Source organism: Patescibacteria group bacterium, from assembly GCA_041665585.1.
In the GTDB taxonomy this organism is placed as follows: Bacteria; Patescibacteriota; Gracilibacteria; order JAHISY01; family JAHISY01; genus JAHISY01.
Genome location: JBAYIN010000002.1, coordinates 84929 through 106679, shown reverse-complemented (window position 1 = coordinate 106679; position 21751 = coordinate 84929). Strand labels below are relative to the sequence as shown.

19 protein-coding genes are annotated in these 21751 nt (G+C 47.8%); 12 read left to right on the top strand and 7 right to left on the bottom strand.

Annotation, left to right across the window (positions count from 1 at the left end):
• Positions 1-98 precede the first annotated feature (98 nt).
• Together WCV72_01810 and topA are read left to right on the top strand one after the other, a co-directional pair.
• Positions 99-482, top strand: a complete 384-nt coding sequence (locus tag WCV72_01810) for a hypothetical protein (protein MFA6458108.1) — start codon at positions 99-101, stop codon at positions 480-482.
• A 212-nt stretch (positions 483-694) separates the two neighbouring features.
• Positions 695-2929: a type I DNA topoisomerase gene (gene topA / locus WCV72_01805; protein MFA6458107.1), complete on the top strand. Its 2235-nt coding sequence runs from the start codon at positions 695-697 to the stop codon at positions 2927-2929.
• Here the strand turns inward: topA and WCV72_01800 are convergent.
• Genes WCV72_01800 through WCV72_01780 form a run of 5 tightly spaced genes read right to left on the bottom strand, consistent with a single transcriptional unit; the run spans position 2926 to position 8396 of the window.
• Positions 2926-3333, bottom strand: coding sequence for a hypothetical protein (locus WCV72_01800; GenBank protein MFA6458106.1), 408 nt, complete (start codon positions 3331-3333; stop codon positions 2926-2928). The genes topA and WCV72_01800 overlap by 4 nt on opposite strands.
• Positions 3334-3341: 8 nt before the next feature.
• On the bottom strand, positions 3342-4646 hold the full coding sequence (locus WCV72_01795) for a type II secretion system F family protein (GenBank protein ID MFA6458105.1): 1305 nt from the start codon (positions 4644-4646) through the stop codon (positions 3342-3344).
• Positions 4647-4659: 13 nt separating this feature from the next.
• The gene (locus WCV72_01790) at positions 4660-5940 is read right to left on the bottom strand and encodes a GspE/PulE family protein (protein MFA6458104.1); all 1281 of its coding nucleotides are present in this window, start codon (positions 5938-5940) and stop codon (positions 4660-4662) included.
• 43 nt (positions 5941-5983) lie between these two features.
• Positions 5984-6640, bottom strand: coding sequence for a GspMb/PilO family protein (locus WCV72_01785; protein MFA6458103.1), 657 nt, complete (start codon positions 6638-6640; stop codon positions 5984-5986).
• Positions 6641-6656: 16 nt separating this feature from the next.
• Positions 6657-8396, bottom strand: coding sequence for a hypothetical protein (locus WCV72_01780; protein ID MFA6458102.1), 1740 nt, complete (start codon positions 8394-8396; stop codon positions 6657-6659).
• A 201-nt stretch (positions 8397-8597) separates the two neighbouring features.
• On the opposite strand from WCV72_01780, the gene WCV72_01775 reads away from it, so the two are divergent.
• The 7 genes from WCV72_01775 (at position 8598) to WCV72_01745 (ending at position 15290) form a co-directional block, all read left to right on the top strand.
• Complete coding sequence (locus tag WCV72_01775) at positions 8598-9461, top strand: bifunctional 5,10-methylenetetrahydrofolate dehydrogenase/5,10-methenyltetrahydrofolate cyclohydrolase (GenBank protein ID MFA6458101.1); 864 nt, start codon at positions 8598-8600, stop codon at positions 9459-9461.
• Between the two features lie 81 nt (positions 9462-9542).
• Positions 9543-11024 (top strand): amidophosphoribosyltransferase, encoded by a 1482-nt coding sequence (gene purF / locus WCV72_01770; protein ID MFA6458100.1) that lies wholly within the window; start codon positions 9543-9545, stop codon positions 11022-11024.
• 14 nt (positions 11025-11038) lie between these two features.
• Positions 11039-12379 (top strand): phosphoribosylamine--glycine ligase, encoded by a 1341-nt coding sequence (purD, locus tag WCV72_01765; GenBank protein MFA6458099.1) that lies wholly within the window; start codon positions 11039-11041, stop codon positions 12377-12379.
• Entirely contained in the window at positions 12376-12774 is a 399-nt protein-coding gene (locus WCV72_01760; protein ID MFA6458098.1) for a hypothetical protein, read from the top strand. Before purD ends, WCV72_01760 begins: the two co-directional genes overlap by 4 nt.
• Positions 12775-12814: 40 nt before the next feature.
• Entirely contained in the window at positions 12815-13999 is a 1185-nt protein-coding gene (locus WCV72_01755) for a hypothetical protein (GenBank protein ID MFA6458097.1), read from the top strand.
• 32 nt (positions 14000-14031) lie between these two features.
• Positions 14032-14820, top strand: coding sequence for a prolipoprotein diacylglyceryl transferase family protein (locus WCV72_01750; protein ID MFA6458096.1), 789 nt, complete (start codon positions 14032-14034; stop codon positions 14818-14820).
• Positions 14817-15290, top strand: a complete 474-nt coding sequence (locus WCV72_01745) for a zinc ribbon domain-containing protein (protein MFA6458095.1) — start codon at positions 14817-14819, stop codon at positions 15288-15290. The genes WCV72_01750 and WCV72_01745 overlap by 4 nt, the downstream gene beginning before the upstream one ends.
• Positions 15291-15678: 388 nt before the next feature.
• Here WCV72_01745 and WCV72_01740 read toward each other — a convergent pair whose 3' ends face one another.
• A complete protein-coding gene (locus WCV72_01740) occupies positions 15679-16188 on the bottom strand; it encodes a hypothetical protein (GenBank protein ID MFA6458094.1) in 510 nt (169 codons plus the stop codon).
• 57 nt (positions 16189-16245) lie between these two features.
• Between WCV72_01740 and dxr the strand changes: the two genes are divergently transcribed.
• Genes dxr through ispE form a run of 3 tightly spaced genes read left to right on the top strand, consistent with a single transcriptional unit; the run spans position 16246 to position 19432 of the window.
• Positions 16246-17370 (top strand): 1-deoxy-D-xylulose-5-phosphate reductoisomerase, encoded by a 1125-nt coding sequence (gene dxr / locus WCV72_01735; GenBank protein MFA6458093.1) that lies wholly within the window; start codon positions 16246-16248, stop codon positions 17368-17370.
• A complete protein-coding gene (gene ispF, locus WCV72_01730; protein ID MFA6458092.1) occupies positions 17367-18491 on the top strand; it encodes a 2-C-methyl-D-erythritol 2,4-cyclodiphosphate synthase in 1125 nt (374 codons plus the stop codon). The genes dxr and ispF overlap by 4 nt, the downstream gene beginning before the upstream one ends.
• A complete protein-coding gene (ispE, locus tag WCV72_01725) occupies positions 18488-19432 on the top strand; it encodes a 4-(cytidine 5'-diphospho)-2-C-methyl-D-erythritol kinase (GenBank protein ID MFA6458091.1) in 945 nt (314 codons plus the stop codon). Before ispF ends, ispE begins: the two co-directional genes overlap by 4 nt.
• Before the next feature lie 138 nt (positions 19433-19570).
• On the opposite strand, the gene WCV72_01720 is transcribed toward ispE, so the two are convergent.
• The gene (locus tag WCV72_01720; protein ID MFA6458090.1) at positions 19571-21739 is read right to left on the bottom strand and encodes a hypothetical protein; all 2169 of its coding nucleotides are present in this window, start codon (positions 21737-21739) and stop codon (positions 19571-19573) included.
• Positions 21740-21751 lie beyond the last annotated feature (12 nt).

Here is a 21751-nt window from a genome sequence, read left to right as displayed (position 1 = left end):
AGGTCGTGCGGTACTCTACGTTTCTAAATGTTTTTCATTTGCCAGCTCGACCAAATTTCTTGTACAATTTATGTGTTCATTATTTAACCCCCTTAAAAATGACCACCACAGCACTCGCTCAAATCATCGGGCCAGTCATGATCGCGGCGGCGATTGGGTTCATCGCGCATCCGAAGTTTTACAAAAAAATCCTGAAAGACTTCGAGGCGAATCAAGGGCTGATTTATTTCACGGGGATTCTCATCATGGTCATGGGATTGCTCATCGTCAACAATCACAATATCTGGGAATGGTCCGCGGCGGGTGTGATTACTCTCGTCGGTTGGTCGGCTATTCTCAAGGGCGCGACTTTTCTCATTGTCCCAAATCTGCTTTTCAAAATCTCCAATCCGATTGTCAAAAATGGGATTGTGATGAAAATCGCGATGATTGTTTTACTCGCGGCGGGTGGTTATCTCTCTTACATTGGTTATTGGCTGTAAAAAAAACTTTCAGCGGAATCGAACGAAGGATTGTAAAGATTAGAAAGAGCTTTAAAGAGCCTTAGGGATTTCCTCGGGCTCTTTTTTGATTTGATAAACATGACCGCTTATTTATTTACGCAATTCATGAATTTCAAAAAGCCTCTATAATCTTCAAAACACTTTTATCTTTCTAATCGTTAAAGTTTTCTATTATCGTTATAATCCTTCAAATGAAAAAACTTGTCATTGTCGAGTCTCCTGCGAAGGCGCGGACGATCACCAAATTTCTCAGCAAAGACTTCACAGTGCGTGCGTCGATGGGACATGTGCGTGATTTGCCGAAATCCAAAATGGGCATCGACATCGAGACGGGCAGCTTCCTGCCGGAGTACATCGTCTCGGCGGACAAGACGAAAGTGATTGCCGAATTAAAAAAACTGGCGGACAAGGCGGACGAAATCATTCTGGCAACTGATGAGGATCGCGAAGGTGAGGCGATCGCGTGGCATCTGCTCGCTGCGCTCAAAATTCCGAAGACCAAAAAAACGCCGCGGATCGTTTTTCACGAAATCACCAAAGAGGCGATTCAGAATGCGATTAAGTCTCCGCGTGAACTCGACCGCAATTTGATTGACGCGCAGCAGGCGCGACGCGTGCTCGACCGTTTGGTCGGTTACGAATTGTCGCCGCTGATTTGGAAAAAAATTCGTTACGGTCTTTCCGCCGGACGCGTGCAGTCCGTCGCGGTGCGTTTGATTGTCGAGCGCGAGCGCGAAATCGAAGCTTTCAATCCGGTCGAATACTGGACGGTCGGTGCGCATTTCGAGACGCCGCGCGGTGATAAATTTTTCGCGGAGCTGGCGAAGATTGATGCCAAGAAAGCCGAAATTAGTAGGAAAAATGAGGCGGAAAAAGTCGAGCTCGATCTCCGGGGCGCGGAATTCCGCGTCGCGAAAATCGACCGCAAGGAGCGCGTGCGCCATCCGGCACCGCCTTTCATCACTTCGACGCTGCAGGCGGAGGCGGCGCGCAAGCTTGGCTTCAGCGTGAAGAAGACGATGATGCTCGCGCAGAAACTTTACGAAGGCGAAGATCTCGGCGAAGGTTTGATTACCTACATGCGTACCGATTCCACCAATCTCGCGGAGTCGGCGGTGAAAAAAGCGCGCTCAGTTATTTCCGAAAAATTTGGCAAAAATTTCGTGCCGAGCGAGCTGCGCAAATTCACGAAAAAAGCGAAAGGCGCACAAGAAGCGCACGAAGCGATTCGTCCGACGGACCCGGCGCGTTTCCCGGAAGCGCTCAAGGCTCAATTGGAAAACGACGCGTGGCGTTTGTACGAATTGATCTGGCAACGCTTCCTCGCCTGCCAAATGGCGGACGCCCTGCTCGATCAGACAGGCGTCGATATCGCCGCCAAGAATTACACTTTTCGCGCGACGGGTCAGGTCGTGAAATTCGCCGGCTGGCTCGCGGCGTATTCCGTCGGCTACGATTCAGATGAGGAAGCGGCGGAGGATTCCGAAAAATTACTGCCGGAGATTCTCGAAAACGAAATTCAAAAGCTGCTCGCGCTGAAATCGGAGCAACATTTCACGAAGCCACCGGCGCGCTACACTGAAGCGATGTTGGTGAAAAAATTGGAAGCCGAAGGCATCGGGCGACCGTCGACTTATGCGCCGACGATTTCCACGATTCAGACGCGCGGCTATGTCGAGAAGCTCGACCGTGCGCTTGCGCCGACTGATACAGGGAAGGTCGTGAATGATTTCCTCGTGCAGCATTTTCCGAAAATCGTCGATCTCCAATTCACCGCGAAGATGGAAGCGGAATTCGACGAAATCGCTGAAGGCAATTCGAAGTGGAATGCGATGATTGGCGAATTTTACAAACCCTTTCACGCTGAGATTGAGACTAAGACTGAGACGATTAAAAAAGAGGATGTCGTGAATGAGACGACGGATGAGATTTGCGACAAGTGCGGCAAGCCGATGGTGATTAAGCTCGGGCGTTTCGGTAAATTCCTCTCCTGCTCAGGCTATCCGGATTGCAAAAACGCCAAGCCGCTCGACAAGAAACAGGAAGCGGCGGAAGTCGAAATGAATGCCAAAATCGCCGGGCAAACTTGTCCGCAGTGCGGCAAGCCGCTTTCGGTCAAGCGCGGGCGCTTCGGCATGTTCGTCGGCTGCTCGGGTTACCCCGACTGCAAATTCATCGAGAAGAAGGCTAGCGGAATGGGAATCAAATGTCCCGACTGCGGCAAAGGCGAAATCTCCGAAAAATTCGCCAAGAAAACGCGCAAGAAATTTTGGGGCTGCACCAATTATCCCGATTGCAAATTCGCCTCGTGGGACGAGCCGCAAAAAACTCCGTGTGAATGTGGGGGAGTCGTCGTCAAAAAACTCGGCAAACAACAAAAGCTTGTTTGCCTGAAATGCAGCAAAGAGAAGAAGCTGGAAGATTAACTTCGCTCATCGATTTCATCTAGGACTGCCTGAACTTGGGCTGGCGTAAATTCTTCGATTTTTGCCTGCAATAGATAATTGAAAAACTGCTGGGTGTTTAAATCTTTGATAAATCTTCTTAAAGTTTTGTAAGTGGCGTTTTCTGTAAAAGCCCTTGCTTCGATTGCTTCGAGATCTCCGCATTTCCAAGATTGGGTATCTAGTCGATCTAGAACAGCAGGATCGATTTCGCGGAAAATAAAATTTTTCCTCGCCGAGAGGGGAATTTTCTCTAGCCCAAACAGTTTGTAAGCTTGTTCTGATTTTGGCTTTCTCGAACTAAGTTGAATAACCCCTGCAATCTCGGTTCGTTTCGATGCAGGATTTGGCTGAGGTTCCAACTGAAGCCTAACTAATTTACCCATGGCTGTATTTACGCTTTCGACGCGATGTCAGTCATGTCCATGATTGGCTGCATGATGGCGGCTACGAGACCGGCGACGAGTGTGCCAATCACGACGATAATGAGCGGCTCCATGATAGTCGAAAGATTCTTGGCGAAAGTGTCGACTTCTTCATCGTAAAATTCTGCAACTTTATGAGCGACCAAGCCGAGTTGGGCGGTTTGTTCGCCGACTGCAATCATGCTCACGACGAGCTCAGGAAACAGCGGATCGTTCTCGATATTTTTGTGAATTGTGATGCCGCGTTCGACATCTTCCTTCGTGTCAATCAGACGCATGCGATAAACCTCATTACCAACAGCATTGGCGGTGATTTCGAGCGTGCGCACAATCGGCACTCCTGAATCAGAAAGTAGGGCAAGCTGGCGTGCGAAAGAAGCGAGTGCTGCTTTTTGAATCATTGGTCCAAAAATTGGTAGGTGGAGTAGGAAACGGTCCCAGCTGAGTTTTCCGAGCGGAGTTTTTTTCCAGGCTCCTAGCGCGATGATGCCACCGATGATTATGACAATGATGAGCATCCAGTTCGGTAAAATGAAAGTTTCCCCGACAAACCACTCAGAAACTTTTACCAAAACCCTAGTTGCGAGTGGCAATTCCGTTCCGGCACTTTCAAAAAGTTCAGCGAGCTTGGGGATGACCATTGTCATGACGAGGATGATTGCGCCGGTTAAAACTGTCAAAACTGACACGGGGTAAATCATGGCCGATCTAATTTTGCGGTGCAAGCTGGCTGATTTTTCTGTTTCGGTTGCAAGATTAAGTAATGTCTTGTTGAGCTGACCAGAGGCTTCGCCAGCCGCAATCATACCGATTTCCGATTCGGCAGAAATGTCGTCGTATTCAGCGAGTGCGTCAGAAAATCGTACGCCGGTTTCGACGCGCATGGCGACATCAGTGAGTACGAGTCGCAGTTTTGGATTTTCACTTTGTTTCGATAGAATTTTAAGCGCTTTGACGATTGAGAGGCCTGCATTGATCATGACTGCCAACAAGCGAAACATCACAGCTTTATCTTTAGCTGTGACCTTTGTGTGCAGAATTAAAAAGTGGTTGATTTTGGAGATTAAACTTTGATTCTGCTTATCTGTAGTAAGTTCGAACTCGGATTTTTTAGAGATAGTTTTCTCTTTTTTGCTATCGAGTTGTTCGAGGCTGATGACATTCAATTGTCTTTCGTTGAATAATCGGTCGGCAGCTTCGAGCTTGCTCGTTGCTGTGATTAGGCCGGTGACTTCCGCGGATTTTTTGTCGCGAGCGGTATATTTGAATTGCATTTGAAGGAATTATTTAACTTAATTTTTCGACATTGTCAGCGTGCTCTTCTTCGGTCGTGCGGGCGACTGAGTAAACCTCTTCTGGTGTCGTGATGCCCGCGAGAATTTTTTCGACGCCATCGTGTTCAAGTGTTTTCATGCCATCGGCGATGGCTTGTTTTTCCATTTGGAGCGGAGTTCCATTTTTGAGAATCAATTCTTTAATGGCGTTGTTCATCTCGAGAATTTCGTACATACCGATGCGTCCTTTGTAGCCCGTGTGTCCGCATTCCTCGCAACCTTCACCGTGGTAAATTTTGAGTGGTGCTCCTTCTTTTAACCCTAATTTGTCACGCTGGATTGGGTTCATCGAGGCGATTGCTCGGCGCAACTTTTCTTCAATGGCTGGCTTGATGACGGTCTCAGTTTTACAGTGTTCACAGATTTTGCGGACGAGCCGTTGAGCGATGATGGCATTGACTGTTGCTGTGATGAGGAAGGCGGCTGCGCCCATGTCGAGGAGACGAGTGATAGTCGAGATGGCTGAATTCGTGTGAATTGTCGACAAGACGAGATGTCCGGTCAGGGCGGCCTCAATCGCAACATCAATCGTTTCTCGGTCACGAATTTCTCCGACCATCATGATGTCAGGATCCTGACGGAGACCAGTGCGCAGTCCGAAGGCGAAGGTGTAGTCAATCGCCGGATAGACTTGGCTTTGATTTAGTCCGTCCATTTGAATTTCGACTGGATCCTCGATGGTCATGATATTGACCTCAGGAGTGTTCAGAATTGCGAGGCAGGCATAAAGCGTGGTTGTTTTGCCTGAGCCAGTTGGACCGGTTGTGAGCAGGATCCCGTTGGGAGCGGCAATCGCCCGTTTTAAAATTTTGAGATTGTGCGGTTCGATGCCAAGTTCTTCGAGTTTCGGAATTTTGCGCGAGCGATCTTGGATACGAGTCACGATTTTTTCGCCGTGGACGGTTGGCAGAGTCGAGAGACGGAGATCTAGTTCGCGTCCGTCCGGGGTGGTGATTTGCATGCGTCCGTCCTGAGGAATGCGACTTTCGTCAATTTTGAGATTGGCGATGATTTTAAACCGACTGACGACGGCGGCATGCAGTGAAGGCGGATATTCCATGATCGATCGCAGGATGCCATCGACGCGGAATCTAATTCTGACGGTGTATTCGCTTGGTTCGATATGGATATCAGAACTACCGATGTCGATTGCAGCCTCGACGACATCTGCCGCAATTTGCGGTATGTCGCAGGAGATGATGGCGTTCTGGAGTTTGACAATTTTGTCTTCCATTTTTTTATTTTTTTATATTTATCACGGATATTTATTGTCCAGATTATTTAGCAGAAGCGGCTTGTTCCTGGAGCGTTGGCAGGAAATAAGCATTAACAGAAATTTCCATACTAATTTCCTCATTCGAAGCTTCAGTCTGCGCCCCTCGGTCTTTAGCTTGAAGGTTAATGTCCTGCACGCTGATTAGGCGCGTGCTTGCCTCGCTATTTTCTGCAGCGCCGCCAGTTTTTTCGAGTGTGTGTAAAAAAGACATCAATTTTTCCTTTGTGCCAGTTAGACTAATTTTGATTGGCAAAGCCAGGTAGTCACTCTTGTCCTGATTGTTAGCAGATCCGATATTAATTGAGTTCAAAACTAACGAGCTGTTGTCGCCTGAGATGTCTCGAGCTTGTTGCTCGAGCGCACGGACAATGTCGGTTTCATTAGCGGTGAGAGGTAGGATTGTCGTGATCGTGCTTTCGTCTCTGACAGCAGCGAGCGCGTAATCATTTTTTAAGATGCGGTACTGATCGCGATGACCTTCAAGCTCAAGCGAGACGCTTTTGATTTGATCATCAAGCTTGGCGATTTCTGCGAGACTAGACTGCAATTGTTTGTAGTCCGGCCAGAACAGAAAGACTCCCGTGATAACCAAAATTGCAGCAATCAGGGCGAAACGAATGTTCGCGCTTTGTCGCAAGTGGGCAGTGTAAGTTGTCATTGAAAAAAATTAAATTTTAGTTATTGATAGTTGTGTCGAGCGCGTCAAAAACATTGGTTGGTTCTGGCTCGCTCGTTGTGACCGTGTCTGTCACTTGCGGTTCGGGAAAGCTAAATTCCAAATTTTGTAAATCGTCTTGGTTCATCGTCTCTGTCGTGCTGGCAGCGTTTGAAGTTCTTTCGCTAATTTCAGTTTGTCCACTGACGAGAGTGTCGCGTTTGTCTGGTACGGCTAAATCCTGCAGAGAGAATTGCAAATTGATTGGCGATGAGATGCCGCCGTCGCGACTTTCTTCGCGCGAAAACGCGAAGCCTTTGACATCTCTGAAGTATTTACTGGATTCAAGCGCATCAATGAGATCGGCGACCAATGTAAAAGTTCTGGCGATATACGATTCTTTGCCGTAAGCACTACCGCTGATTTCAATCATGCCTTTACTAGACTTGCCCGAGTAATTCGTCAATCGTACGAGCGTATTGTTTGGGTCAATGTCGCGATTGGCATTGGCTGGGGTTCCGTCGGTGTCACGCGTCAAATCGGAGCCGAGACGCACTATTTTTTCGGCGCGTTCAATCACCGCTGACCACGCAATGCGGTTAGCGCGTAATGTACCTATAGCATTGATGCGTCCCATGTTATTCGTGATTACGGCGGCAGTTGCGAGATCGGAGTCGCTGTTATTGGTGCGTTGATCACCAATGATGCGAGTTATTTCCTGGTAAAGATTCGTATCTGTGATTTTGGAAAGATCGAGTTCATGGATTTCATCGAAGGCAGTCTCAAAAGTACTGCTCTGTTGTGGGGAAATTTTCGCGAGAATAGTTTTGATATCGGCGATGACTTGACTGGCTGTTTTGTCGAGACCGGACACATCAATCAGGTTAACTTGTTTTTTGATGTCGGTTACTAGATTTTCCAGGTTCATGCTTTTCACATTTTTCAAAATCGAAGTCGCGGCGGCTTGAGCGGCCGCAAAATGAGATTTAGAAATCGCCGACGGGAAATTGCTTTCGTCCGGATTGATGGCGGTAACTTCGGTAACTAAAATATTAAGTGAATCTTCAATTTTGGCGCCTGTACTGATTGTGTTTTCTAGGCTAATCGCTTGCGTAATAATTTTTTGCAGTAGCGTGCGAGTTTTCTCAAGTTGTCCTGAACGCTCTTGTTCTAGTCCCAAAATCTCAGCCTCCGAAAGATAAACCACTTCACCAGCGCTATTAGTTGTCTTAAGTAAAACCGTGGTTGAGTCTTCTCGCGGTACGACTCTTTCTCCCGTCGGTCGTTCGTAATTTAAAATCTGACTTTCGAGATCAAGTGTTAGAACATTATTAGCGAGATTTTCAACTTGTAAAAGTTTGTTGAATTTTTTCAAATCCCTAATGTCCGCCTGCGCTTGCTGCATCAGTGTTGTCTTGCGATTTAATTCGGTTGTGATATTTTCCCGTCCAAGTTTTCCATATAAGTAATTGTTTGAATCCAACACCGTCCAGAAATAAATCCAGATTCCGAGGACTACGAGAATTGTTACAGTGAGCAGTGTTCTAGAGTTTGCGAGTAGAGAGAGCGCCTTTTTCTTTTCGTTGTTATCTTCGCGCAGATTATTGCCCATGCTTCCGTTGGCCTCTTTTTCGGCTTGACGCACAATCGCGTCGACGAGCGAGCCGCCTCCGCTTGCTGTTGTGCTGCGTTCGCTCAACTTTTCCCAAAAAGAAGGTTTTTTAGCCTTTTCGTTCGGGTCTTTCTGAGGGGTGGACATGAGGATAGGATTAATTTTTAGTAAAAGATTCTCGCCATTTTATCACATTTTCAGTATAAAAACAACCTTCTTGAACTGGAAAATTTTGAGAGCAAGGCTCTATATTAAAATAATGCGATGGAGGAGTCAACAAAATTGACGGTTTTTTTTAGTGACTAATTATTTGCGCCGCATTTGAGTTTTCAGCGCATTTTTTCTAAAATGCTTCTGCCTCGTTTGCGGGGCTTTTCTTTTCTCTTGATGCTGCTCGACGGTAAAAAACTTTCCGCGAAAATTTTGGATTCGGTCAAACGGAAAGTCGCCGCGAAAAAACTCAAAATTGGGCTGGCAGTGATTCTGGTCGGAGAGCATCCCGCGAGTGTTTCGTATGTGCGCCAGAAGCGCCGCGCCGCCGAAAAGGTCGGTTTCGCTTTTCGCGAGGTGAATTTGCCAAGTTCTGTTTCTGAGCAAAAATTAATTGCGACGATCGACGAATTAAATCTTGATCATGAAATTCAGGGCTTTATCGTCCAGTTGCCCTTGCCGAAGAAAATTTCCACGGAAAAAATTCTGGAAAGAATTTCTCCGACGAAAGATGTCGACGGTTTCCATCCGCTCAATCTCGGGCGCGGATTTCTGAAGCTGCCGACGCTGCTGCCCGCGACTCCGGCGGGGATTTTGCGCTTGCTCGATGAGTCTGAAATTCCGCTCAAGGGTCAAAATGTCGTCGTGGTCGGACATTCCAATATCGTCGGCAAACCGCTCGCGATGCTGCTCCTCAATCGCGACGCGACTGTTTCGGTTTGTCATGTTTTCACCAAAAATTTAGCTGAATTTACGCGAAATGCCGACATCATAATTTCGGCGACCGGCGTGCCACATTTGATTCGCGCAGAAATGTTGAAGAAAAATTGCGTGGTTGTCGATGCGGGTTGCGCGCAGCTCGATGGTAAATTGGTCGGCGATGTCGACTTCGAAAATGTCGAGAAAATTGTACGCGCCATCACGCCCGTCCCGGGCGGAGTCGGACCGATGACGGTGGCGACTTTGATTGAAAACACGCTCCGCGCCGCGGAGAATTTTTAATTCTAAGTTTTAAGTTTTAAAACAAGATTAAAATTAGAATCTCAAAAATCCAAAATTGTTTAGAAATTTAAAATTCAATTCATGTGTGGAGTAATCGGCATCACGGCAAATTCTGAAGTCGTCGGCGAAATCTACGATGGACTCGCGACGCTGCAGCACCGCGGTCAGGATGCGGCAGGCGTGATGACTTTCGACGGCGCACAATTTCACACGAAACGCGGCGCGGGACTCGTGCGCGATGTGATCGGTGCCGCTGACATTCTCGAGCTCACTGGCAAGATTGGCATTGGGCATGTGCGTTATCCGACGGCGGGCAGTTATTCACCGGAGGAGGCGCAGCCCTTTTTCGTCAATTCGCCGCTCGGTCTGGGATTGGTCCACAACGGCAATCTCACGAATACCGAGAAACTGCGCCGCGAGCTCAAAAAAGAGGGGAGATATCTCAATACTTCGAGCGATTCAGAAGTCTTGCTCAATGTTTTTTCCCGTGAATTGCGTAAGCAAAAAATGGCAGCTTTCTCAGTCAAGAAACTTTTCGCCGCCGCCAAGAGAACAGTTGAGCGCGTGCAGGGTAGTTACGCCGCCGTGATTCTCGTCGCGGGTCACGGTATTCTCGCGCTGCGCGATCCGCAGGGTTTGCGCCCGCTGACGATTGGTATTCGCAAAAATTCCAAACGCGACGAGCTCGCAGTCGCGAGTGAGGATCCGACTTTCGCGACGCTCGGTTTTGAAAAAATTGGCGATGTGCAGCCGGGCGAGGCAGTCTGGCTTTCCGCCGATGGCAAAATTGCGCGGCAGCAGCTCGCTCCCAAAAATTGGGCACCCTGCATTTTCGAGTATGTTTACCTCGCGCGCCCGGACGCGACGCTCGACAATATTTCCGTCTATCGTTCACGCCTGCGTGCAGGCGAATATCTCGCGCGGGAAATTCGCAAAGCGAAAATTCAAATCGATGTGGTCGTGCCCGTGCCCGACACTTCGCGCAGTTCCGCGCTCGCGCTCGCGAATGAGCTCGGTGTGCGTTACCGCGAGGGTTTGATTAAGAATCGCTACATTGGTAGGACTTTCATCATGCCGACGCAAGCGAAACGCCAAAAATCCATTCGCCACAAACTAGTTCCTCTGCCGCTCGAGCTGCGTAAAAAAAATGTTTTGATCGTCGATGACTCGATTGTGCGTGGCAATACTTCGCGCCAGATCGTCGAGATGGTGCGGTCAGCGGGAGCCAAAAAAGTTTATTTCGCGGCAGCTGCGCCCGCACTCAAATTTCCCTGCGTGTATGGTGTAGACATGCCGTCCAAAAAAGAATTCATCGCCAACAAACTTTCGACTGCGCAGATTGCTAAAAAATTAAAAGCGGACGCTGTTTTTTACCTGCCACTGCCGGATCTCATTCGCGCCTGCGAATTTGAAAAGACCAAAATTCCACACTTCTGCACGGCTTGTTTTGACGGCAAATATCCGACCAAAGAGGTGACCGCGAAATATCTCGCTTCAGTCGAAAAATGCCGCGAGTGCTCGCGTCGCAAAGAGAGCGATGACAAGCAAATGACACTGCTTTAATTTAATTTTCCCAAATGAAATTTCTCCTGGTTGGCAACGGCGCGCGCGAACACGCAATCGGCGCAGCGGTTCTGCGTTCACCGCAAAAACCCGAGCTCATCGTTTTCGCCGACAAAATCAATCCAGGCTTGCAAAAGCTCGCGACGGTTTACGAAAAAGCTACTTCGCTGACCGATTTAGTCGCGCTGCGCAAATTAGTCGAAAAAGAAAAACCGGAGCTGGCGGTCGTCGGACCCGAGGCGCCGATCGCGGCGGGTGCGGCGAATTTACTCGAAGAGCTCGGTGTCGGCGTGGTAGCACCGCGCCAATCTTCGGCGCGTTTGGAATCTTCCAAAAGTTTCACGCGTGATTTGCTGCAAAAATACGACATTCCCGGCAATCCAGAATTTATCGTTTTCTCCAAATTCGACAACGACGATGAGGCGCGCCTCGCGCTGCGGAGTTTCATGCAAGCATTGGGCGGTCAATTCGTCGTCAAAGCAGATGGGCTGAAAAGCGGCAAAGGCGTGAAAGTCGTCGGTGATCATTTGAATGGCATCGACGATGGTTTGCATTACGCGCTCGAATGCCTAAACGCGGATGGTCGCGTTGTGATTGAAGAAAAATTAATCGGTGAGGAATTCTCGGCGATGTTTTTGACCGACGGCAAAACGCTGGCGGCGCTGCCGGTTTCGCAAGATCACAAACGCGCGTTCGAAAACGATCTCGGTCCGAATACCGGCGGCATGGGGACTTACTCTGACGAGACCGGCTCGCTCCCATTTTTGCGAGCCGCAGATTTGGCGGCGGCGCGTGCCATCACGGAGCAAGTGCTGGCGGCACTCACGACCGAGACAGGCGAGACTTTTCGCGGGGTGATGTACGGCGGTTTCATCGCGACCAAAAATGGCGTGAAGCTGATTGAGTACAACGCGCGTTTCGGTGATCCCGAGGCGATGAATGTTTTTCCGATTCTCAAAACGGACTTCATCGAAGTTTGTCGCGCGGTTGTTGCTGGTCGTTTAGATTCACTGCCGCTCGAATTTGAAAAAAAGGCGACAGTCGTGAAATACCTTGTGCCAGAGGGTTATCCGAACATTCCGCTTGCCGGACAAGAAATCCGCGTCTTGGGTTTGCCGGAAAATTGTGAAATTTTTTACGCGGCGGTTGATGTCGATGCCGCTGGTCGGATTTTGACTGGCGCATCGCGCGCGATTGCGGTCGTCGGTATTGCCGATGATTTGACCGCGGCGGAGCGCATCGCGGAGACAGGGATTAATCAAATCGCAGGCAAACTTTTCCACCGCCGGGATATTGGCACACCCGCGCTCATCGCCAAACGGATTCGCCATTTGCAGGAAATTCGCGGCGCATGAACCCAACCTTTCTGCTTAGTATCGCTGTCGCCGTGTTCGCGATTTTTTTTGTGCTCAGCATTTACCGCCGCCCCAAAAAACTGAGTGAAGGTGAGATGGCTTTCGTTCGCAATCAGTGGCGCATGATTGGTCTCGGAAAAAATCCCAAAAACGATATTCTCGAAGCGGACAAATTACTCGACTTCGTGCTTGGAAAATACGGCTTTCGTGGTCCGCTTGGCGAGAAGCTCAAACAGGCGGAGCGGCTTTTCGCCGACAAAAATGGCGTGTGGTTCGCGCACAAGATGCGCAACAAATTCGCCCACGAGCTTAATTTCACGCCGTCCGAATTTGAATTTCGCAAGGCGCTCGAGAGTTTTCGGCGGGCACTTCTCGACTTGAGAATCAAGCTCTGATGTGTTAAAATGGGACGATTCAAAACCAAAAACCAAAACATTGACCAAATTTTATTTCACAGCCGTTTCGAATTCCGCCAAGAAAAAGCTTGTTGCTAGCTTTGAGGCAGAAAACGAAAAGGATGCGCGTGAGCGGATTAATAAAGTCGGGATGGCAATTTTGTCGTTGGATGTTAGTCGGCCGATAGATTGTCCGAAGTCGTTTGTATTTTCTGTGACTGAAATTAATGGTCAAGAATTTGCCGGAGAGATGTTTGAAGAAAGCGCAGAGGTGGTTTTCGAGCGGCTTGAAGATGAGTTTAGTTTCAAGAGAGTTAACTATATTTTTGCCGCTGACGCTTCCGAGGATGAAAAGGCTTACGCGCTGAAAAATAGCGCGCGAGAGCTGGCAGAGAAAAAAATAAAAGAGGCCGAGCGTCAAATCGATCTCGAGAAGCGCACGCTCACTGGTAGTTTTAAAAGCCTGGTTACTTTAAATTTCGGTGACAAGAAAAAGTCTACCAGCGCAATCGAAAATGCCGCCAAATATTCCAACGCTGATGAGGAAGACCTCACGAAAAAATCAGAAGCTGATTTTCCTGATCCGAATGCGATGCCGTCGGCTGTCACCCAAGCTGCAGTCAGCTCCGACCTGCCTCCGTCTGGAGACGAAATTTATGCTTTACTGCAAGGCGGAGATCCGCCCAAGGAAGATGTGGACTTAAGCGAGCAATGGCAAAAACTTAAAGATGGTTTTAGTAATTTTGCTCCGGATTTTTCTAAAAAATTTGGCAAGTTTTATTTCCACATTACTGAAATTATCGTGCCTTCGGAAGGCAAAACTCGCTTGGATGGCTGGCGCGATATGTGGAAATTTTTGTTTCCGCCGCGAGAGCAGAAGGATATCGGGCGGATTGAAAGTATTAAGGTCCTGAAACGACGGGCAAGATTCAATCGATTTTGGATTGGATTTTCAGAGATTGTTGATTTATTGGCAGCGGTTTTTTTGGGTTATCTCGTATTTGGTACAATCTCATTTTATGTGCAAATTCCACGCATTTCGGTTTTGGCTGAATTAACACTGCGCGATAATTTAACAATCCACTTTTTGGCTGGCACATTTATTTTTCTGCGAATTTTGATTTTCTTGCGTGAAAAATTCACAAGTTGGTGCTTTTGGCACACTGCTCTGTTATTCTTGGTTGGTAGCTTGGTGATTGTTTTTGCTGGACTGAATTTACTTTAAAATTTGCGGTCTTCGGCGTAAAATTCGTGGCGATGTGGCCATTTTTTGAATTAGCGGGAATCTACTTTCCGGTTTACAACATTGCGCTTGTGATTGGGATTTTACTGGGTGCGGGCGAGCTTTTTCTGGCAGCGCGACGCAAGCGCGTGATGCTTCAATTTCTTGCGGATAATTTTCTCTGGCTGCTGCTCGTGACGCTGTTTTTTGCCCGACTTGCCGAGGTTCTGCTCCGCAATTTTTCCTTACTTGATTTTCCGTTTGCTTGGGGCAACACGGCTGGTCTGAGTTTCTTCGGCGCGGCGCTGGGGTTGCTCGGCATGCTGGCTTTGCTGGCACGCCGTTACAATGAAAACTTTTTCACTTGGCTCGATCTCATCATGCTGGCTGTCGCGCCGGTGCTTTTTTTTCACCACATCGGTACATTCTTCGTAGGGAGCGAATACGGTATTCCGACGGCGTTGCCGTGGGGTGTCACTTTCACCAATCCAGACGCAGTGGGTTATTCGACCATTCCGCTCCACCCAGTTCAGCTTTACGCGGCAGTCATCATGCTCGGACTTTTTGCCGCAGCTTCATTTATTTTCAAAACAACAGCGCGCGCCGGTAAAGCCGGGACATTCTTGCTGCTCACACTTTCGATTATGTACTTCTGTTTGGATTTCCTGCGCGGTGATTCGGCGCCGACCTTTGGTGTGCTGCGGGCGAGTCAGTACTTCACGCTCGTGTTGGCACTCATCGCCGCCGGCATCACACTGCGGATGAAGATCGCGGCGCGTGAAGAACGGCGCGGCGAATTACACATTAAAACTCCTGATTTATGAACGCCGCACTCGACTATCTCACCAATTTTGATCCTTCGAATTGGCTCGAAGTCAGCCTGCGTGGCGTCTTCGCGTATCTTTTTGTCGTGCTGGTCGCGATTGTGATTTGGGTCGCACGCGATGCGGTTGCTCGCAGCAAGAGTCTGCTTTTTCAGGTGTTTTCAATCTTACTTGTAATCACGCTCAATCTACCCGGACTGCTGATTTACCTAATCGTGCGTCCGCAAAAAACACTCGTCGACAAATACCATGAGACGCTCGAACAGCGCGTGCTCACCGAAAGCGAGGAGACTTGTCCGAAGTGTGATCGATTGCTACCGCTTAATTTCCAATTTTGTCCGAGCTGCGGTGAGGAGGCGCGCCGTCCTTGCAAAAAATGCCACAAACTTGTTTCCAAAAGCTGGTCAGTCTGTCCTTACTGCGGTGCGAAAAAATCGACTCAAAAGAAAGTTGAGACAACAAGTCTTTGAGCCATTAGGTTCGGAGGGTCGTTAAGTCATTGAGTTGTTGAGTTCTTAAGTCTTTGAGTCATTAGGTTCGGAGGGTCATTGGGTCAGTCATTTCTTGAGCTTGCGGTAGTTTACAAATTTTAACCACGGCATTCATGCCGTGGATCGGGGCATGAATGCCCCGATTAGAAGAGAAGGAAGACTTGTGCTGGTTTGAATTTATAATTCGAACCACACATTTGAGCTAGCAGAAAAATGAACGGTTCATTTATAAACTTGAACTTGCGGGAGTCTGCAAATTTTTAAAAATTACAAAATTAAGAATTAAAAATTACCTCCAGAACCTTGAAAATATTCAAAAACTCTACGCAGCTCAAGTCTCAAAACAATTTCGAGATTCGCGTTTAAATCAATTCAATCCCATTTTGCGGCGGAGCGCGTCGGCTTCATCTTCGTCCTTTTTCTTCTTTTCGTCTTGCTTGGCTTGCAGCTCGATGTCGTTCCAATCGTTTTTGTGTTTATCCTCGATTGCCTTGAGCTGGTCTTCGTGTTTCTTATTCAGTTCAGAAAATTTGCGCTGTTCTTCTTCGAAAATGCGCATCAACTCGTCAATCTGATATTGGCTGAGCTTCGGAATGCTCGCGATAATGCGCTGTTTTTCAGTTTTGGTGAGGGAAATTGATTTCGCCAAAAGCTCGAGAAATTTCTTTTCGTCGAATTGCGTGCTCGGATGCGCGGGCACTGGTACGCCTGTGATGAAGCTGTGGTCGTCGCCGCCCGTGATGAATTGATCCTCCGAGAGTTCGTCCTCGGATTGGAGTGGCGAAGCTGATTTCACCTGCGCAGCAGCGTCATCCTGTGGCGGTGTCGCGCCCGCATCGGCGGATGGATTCGAATTCTGTGAATTTTCGTCGTTCATTGGCGAGATTTTAACAATTTTGCACCGAAAGACAAGCTTTTCAGTTAAAATCCACTGGTGCGTAAAAATCTAATCATTCTCGGATCGACTGGTTCAATCGGACGACAGACGCTCGAAATTGTCCGCGAATTTCCGCGCGAATTCAAAATTATCGGTTTGGCGGGTGGGCAAAATTTCGAGCTGCTTGCAGAGCAGATTCGTGAATTTCAGCCGAAATTTATCTCGATTGAGCTACCGTTAACTCCCGAGATATCTCGGGGTTTAACTACTGAGTACAGCAAAGTGAAGATTCTTCCACTTGAAAAATTAGCCGCGCAAAAATGCGACCTCGTCGTGTCGGCAATTTCCGGCGTGGCGGGTCTGTCGCCGACGCTCGCGGCGATTCGCGCGCGCAATTCCGTCGCGCTGGCGAATAAGGAAAGTCTCGTTTTGGCGGGGAAAATCGTGATTGCGCAGGCAAAAAAATTTGGTGTCAAAATTCTGCCAGTCGATTCCGAGCATTCCGCAGTCTGGCAGCTTTTGCAAAAAGTCCCGCGTGACAAGGTGCGGCGCATCATTCTCACGGCTTCGGGTGGCGCGTTGCGCGATACACCGCTCAGTGAATTTCCCAAAATTTCACCGCAAAAAGTTTTGCGCCATCCGACTTGGGCGATGGGTGCGAAAATCACTTTGGATTGTGCGACGCTGGCAAACAAGGCTTTTGAGATCATCGAGGCGGCGCACTTGTTCGATTTTCCGCTCGAGAAAATTGAGGCGGTGATTCATCCCCAAAGTTTCGTTCACGCGATGGTCGAGACGGTCGATGGCAATCTCTTCGCGCAAATGTCGCAGCCGTCGATGAAATTGCCCATCTCGCTCGCGCTTTTTGACGGTGTGCGCCAGGACGATTCCGTCGCGCCGCTTGATCTCGTCGGTCGAAATCTCGAATTCCGCAAAATCGAAAAGGCGCGCTATCCGCTTTTTTTCACGATTCTCGCGGCAGCAGAGAAGGGTGGAATTTTTCCAGCGGCAGCTGCGGCGATTTCAGAATTCTGGGGTCAAAAATTTCTCGCGGGCGAAATCGCTTTTCCGGAGATTGCCAAATTGACCGCGAAGAGTTTGCGCGAACTGGAGTTAACCCACCAGTTAACGAGTGCGCCGACAATCAAAAATATTCTCGCCGTCGTAAATTCTTTCCGATGAAAATTTCCGCGATTTTGCTCGCAGCCGGCAGCGGGAAACGCTTGAAAAAAAGCACTCCCAAAGCGTTCGTGAAAATCGAAGGTAAAGAAATTTTTCTGAGTTCGATCGAGCTGTTCGAAAAATCGCCCGAGATTACCGAGACGATTTTGGTCGTGCCGCAGTCTGAAATTGCGCGAGCGAAAAAGCTGGTGGTGGATTGCCAAAAAGTTTCCAAAATTGTGGCGGGTGGTGACTCGCGGCAGGAGAGCTTGGCGATTGGTCTGAAGTTTTGTGCTGAAAAAACCGTGTTGGTTCACAACGCGGCGAATCCTTTCGCGACGCCGGATGAAATTACGCGTCTCGCGAAAACGCTCGAGAAATACGATGCGGCGGCGGTCGCGCACCGTGCGACTTCTACTGTGCGCCAAAATTTGACCACGCTTGATCGTGAAAAAATTTGGCTGATGGAGACGCCGCAGCTGGTGAAAAAAGAATTTTTGGCAAAGGGCTTGCGGATTGCGCGTTCGCAAAAAATTGAAGCCACTGATGAAATTCAGCTTGCTGAGCTCGCTGGCGCAAAAATCAAAATCATTCCAGCGGATCCGGGAAATTTCAAAATCACACATCCAGTTGATTTAGAAAAATGTTCCATCTCCCATGCTCCATGTTCCAGACGCATCGGACTCGGTCATGATTCACACCGTTTCTCTGGAGTAAGGAAAGCTCTGTTTTTAGGCGGTTTGCAGATTTCAGCGGCTGGCGGACTGGAAGGTAATTCTGACAGCGATGTGATTTTGCACGCGCTGACGAATGCGATTTCCTCCGCGCTCGGCGGCGGTTCGCTCTCGACTTTCTCCGACGCGATGTGTGCGCGCGGCGAGAAGAATTCGCAAAAATATTTGCAGGTCGTGCTCGCCAAAATGCGCGCGCAGGATTTTGTCATCGAGAATCTGGCAATCTCGATCGAAGGCAAGAGACCGAAGCTCGAAAAACACTTTCCCAAAATTCGGAAAAAATTAGCGGAACTTTTGAAAACTGATTCCGCCAAAATCGGACTGGTCGCGACGACGGGTGAGGAGTTGACGAGCTTCGGACGCGGTGAGGGGTTGCAGGTTTTTGCGGTAATTTTGCTGAAAAAATGATTCCAATCAAAAAAAACAGCGAGCGAGTTAACCCCCGAGTTAACTCGGGGGTTAACGCCTTACGAGTAAAAGCCTTCGCAAAAATCAATCTCGGACTCAAAATTCTCGGCAAGCGCGCGGATGGTTTTCACGAGCTCGATACGATTTTTGCGCGGATTGGAGTTTTCGACGAGCTGGAATTTCGTCTGCGCAGTGATTCGAAAATTTTGGTGAATGTCGAAAATGCAGACATTCCGACAAAACAGAATCTTGTTTTTCGGGCAGCATGGATTTTGCAAAAATTTGCGCCGGGGAGTCCGGGTGTTGAGATTTCGCTCCGCAAAAAAATTCCGCTCGGAGCCGGACTCGGCGGTGGGAGCTCGGATGCTGCGGCTGTTTTGAGAACTTTGCCAAAAATTTGGGGGCTTAAAATTACTCCTGAAAAACTGCACAAAATCGCGGCGAGTCTCGGTTCGGATGTTCCATTTTTCCTCGCGAAACGAGTTTGTCGTGGTCGCGGTCGGGGAGAGCTGCTCGAGCCGATTGCGCTGCCGAAGCAATTTCCACGCGAAGCTTTGGTCGTGGTTCCGCCGATTAAGATTTCGACCGCATGGGCGTACGACCAAATTAAAATTGAAAAATTAAAATTGAAAAATAATAATAAAAAAATAGATACTAGAGGTCAGGGGACAGAGATCAAACAAAAAAATCTTGTTTCCAAAACCTATTCCCTAAAACCTAATCCCTGCACCCTAACTAATGATTTTGAGAGGATCGTCTTTCGCGAGTTTTCTGAAATTCGGCAAATCAAAAAACAGCTCGAAAAATCGGGCTCAGCGATCGCGAGTCTGTCGGGGAGTGGCTCGGCAGTCTTCGGCTTATTCCGAAAGAGACCGAGTCGAGAAATTATTCAAGAGCTCAGCCAATTCGGATCGGTTTTCGTCGCGAAAATTCGCGAGTGATTATTTTCCGCAGCTACCGCAGTTTCCACCGCAGCCAGGACCGAACGAGCAACCGCCGCATCCGCAGCCAGGACCAAAAGTTTTAGTCATTTTAAAAAGGTTAAAGGACAAAGGGTAGTTTAGCAGAAAGGTTTGCTTTTAACTATTCTTCCAAGCGTCTTTGATCTTAGTAAAGAAGCTACGCATTTTTTTGGCAGGATGCTTCTTTTGTTTTGAGTCTGGCTTATCTTTATCTTCGGGCTTAGGTTTATTTCCTGAGTCTGGCTCTGGCTTTGCTTCTGATTCTGGCTTCGAATCTGTCTTTAATTTTGCTTCGGGGCTTGATTTTATATTGAATTTTATATTGAATTCGAGATTTGCTTCTGGCTTTTGTACTACTTCTGATTCTGGCTTTGCTTCTGTCTCAGTCTTTAATTTTGGGTTTTGCTCTAGACTTGGCTTAGTGTCAGCTTCGGGCTTAGGTTTATTTTCTGAGTTTGGCTCGGTCTTTGTTTCTGCCTCCACTTTTGCCTCTGGCGTTACTTCTGCTTCGGGCTCTGGTTTTTTATCCGCTTCTGCGAATTTAAATTTTTTTCTGACTACCTCTTGATCTAGATTCTGCAAATTTTCTTTGTTGCCCCGGTAAATCACACCATTAGGAAATTCTTCCAAAACCTCATTAGATGGGATTGTGACATCGCCTTTTATTTCTCGCAAAGTTTTGACACGCAACGAGTTTTCGGTGCCTGCGACATTTGTGAGGTCGAGATTTTGGACAGTTCCGATATCAGGCGGAAGGAAAAATTTGCTCCCTGTCGCTTTGATATCGTCCGTGAATACTTTGCCATTGAGCGGGAGATCCGTGCCGTTGTCGTATTTCTTGCCAATGTGCTGAAAGAACACTTCCCATGCGGCTGGTGATTTAACAATGAATTTTGGGTTGACGGTCGCACCAGTGTCTCGGGCGACAATCGCTTTGTCTCGATAAACCAAGGCCTGATCAGGAGAATCTTTTTTTACGGATGGTAAAAAACACCAGCCTGTCCCAATCTCGAGCCAGCGCATCTTTCTTGGCAAATTATTAATTTCCAGATTGTATCCTTTGCCGAGCGACAGTGCGCGCAAGGCTTTGAGGTCTTTGCTTTGCAGAAGTTTGTAAATTTTTTCAGAGTCGATTTGGGGTGCTTCTCTGTCGGCAAGTTTTTTCCATTTCTCGAAAATCAATCGGCGTGCTTTTGGTACAAAAAAAGTACCTAGAAATAAGGGATTTGCCGCCATGCTCAGTGCTAATACGATTGCAGTCGAAGTAGTTTTTCGTTTCCAGTTTTTGGTAAAAAAATCGACAACACCGCCTGAGATTTTTTCTGCTATGTCGTCTCTGCTCTTACCAGTCTCTAGTCTGGCAGCGACATCTTGGGCGAGATCGTGTGACGAGACGATGCCCAGCGTACAAATATTTCCGTTGAGCATTTCGAGATCGCTAATCAGTTCGAGTGGTTCGACTTTGGCGTGTCCGAAGGCAGGGTCAATTTCTTTTTTAAACTTATTCAAAATATCGCCGAGAGCATCTCTCAGGTTGGAATCAATTGAGTTCACAACGATTTTGATTTCTCGCATGTCCGGATTAAGCCAATCACCATTATGTTTGAATGGATCACGATTGGTGCGACCAAAATAGTCCATCAAGCGGTCAACCTTCTTTTTTTCGCCAAATCTTGTGGTTTCCTCAGCTTCTTCAAAGCGACTTGGAGGCATCTGGGAAAATATTTTGTCATCATCAAGAATGTGTTCTTTGTTGTCTCGTCTTATTTTTTTTAATCCTTGGTAGGCGAATCCTCCAATGCCTTTTAGTTTTTCGAATTTTCTGTAAAGAAACATACTAAATTTCTTTTCCCAAGCTTTTTGATTTTTTTGTTGCGGTGATTTTTTGGTGGACTCACCTTTGTTTGATTGACCTTCGTCCGTGCTGTTATCTTCGGGAGGTTGTCGTCGTTGCGTCTTATTTTTTTCAGCACCTGCCTGATGAGGATTCTTTTGTTTTGGTGGTTCTTTCGAATCAGGGGTATTGGAGCTGTTTTCGTCCTCAGTTTTATTTTTTTTCTGTTCAGGCTCAGCTTTACTTTGGAATTTATCAAAAAGACGGTTTAGTTTTAGCCTGGCACCTCGTGAAATTCTTTTATCCCATGACCCCTTTTCTCGGTTTTTAAGTTTTTTTTTAAGTGTATCCTCAAGCTTTTTTCGCGCTTTGTCACGCAAATCTTTCCAGGAAGGCGGTTCGTTTTCTGGCTTCTTGTGTTCGTGATCTCCGTTCTTTGAATCTTGATTCATTTTAAGATTTTG

Coding starts and splice junctions, on each gene's coding strand:
- WCV72_01775 (MFA6458101.1), top strand. CDS start 8,598: ATGCTTCTGCCTCGTTTGCGGGGCTTTTCTTTTCTCTTGATGCTGCTC.
- WCV72_01740 (MFA6458094.1), bottom strand. CDS start 16,188: ATGAACGACGAAAATTCACAGAATTCGAATCCATCCGCCGATGCGGGC.
- ispE (MFA6458091.1), top strand. CDS start 18,488: ATGATTCCAATCAAAAAAAACAGCGAGCGAGTTAACCCCCGAGTTAAC.
- topA (MFA6458107.1), top strand. CDS start 695: ATGAAAAAACTTGTCATTGTCGAGTCTCCTGCGAAGGCGCGGACGATC.
- WCV72_01800 (MFA6458106.1), bottom strand. CDS start 3,333: ATGGGTAAATTAGTTAGGCTTCAGTTGGAACCTCAGCCAAATCCTGCA.
- WCV72_01720 (MFA6458090.1), bottom strand. CDS start 21,739: ATGAATCAAGATTCAAAGAACGGAGATCACGAACACAAGAAGCCAGAA.
- WCV72_01810 (MFA6458108.1), top strand. CDS start 99: ATGACCACCACAGCACTCGCTCAAATCATCGGGCCAGTCATGATCGCG.
- purD (MFA6458099.1), top strand. CDS start 11,039: ATGAAATTTCTCCTGGTTGGCAACGGCGCGCGCGAACACGCAATCGGC.
- purF (MFA6458100.1), top strand. CDS start 9,543: ATGTGTGGAGTAATCGGCATCACGGCAAATTCTGAAGTCGTCGGCGAA.
- WCV72_01780 (MFA6458102.1), bottom strand. CDS start 8,396: ATGTCCACCCCTCAGAAAGACCCGAACGAAAAGGCTAAAAAACCTTCT.
- WCV72_01760 (MFA6458098.1), top strand. CDS start 12,376: ATGAACCCAACCTTTCTGCTTAGTATCGCTGTCGCCGTGTTCGCGATT.
- WCV72_01790 (MFA6458104.1), bottom strand. CDS start 5,940: ATGGAAGACAAAATTGTCAAACTCCAGAACGCCATCATCTCCTGCGAC.
- ispF (MFA6458092.1), top strand. CDS start 17,367: ATGAAAATTTCCGCGATTTTGCTCGCAGCCGGCAGCGGGAAACGCTTG.
- WCV72_01795 (MFA6458105.1), bottom strand. CDS start 4,646: ATGCAATTCAAATATACCGCTCGCGACAAAAAATCCGCGGAAGTCACC.
- WCV72_01785 (MFA6458103.1), bottom strand. CDS start 6,640: ATGACAACTTACACTGCCCACTTGCGACAAAGCGCGAACATTCGTTTC.
- WCV72_01750 (MFA6458096.1), top strand. CDS start 14,032: ATGTGGCCATTTTTTGAATTAGCGGGAATCTACTTTCCGGTTTACAAC.
- WCV72_01745 (MFA6458095.1), top strand. CDS start 14,817: ATGAACGCCGCACTCGACTATCTCACCAATTTTGATCCTTCGAATTGG.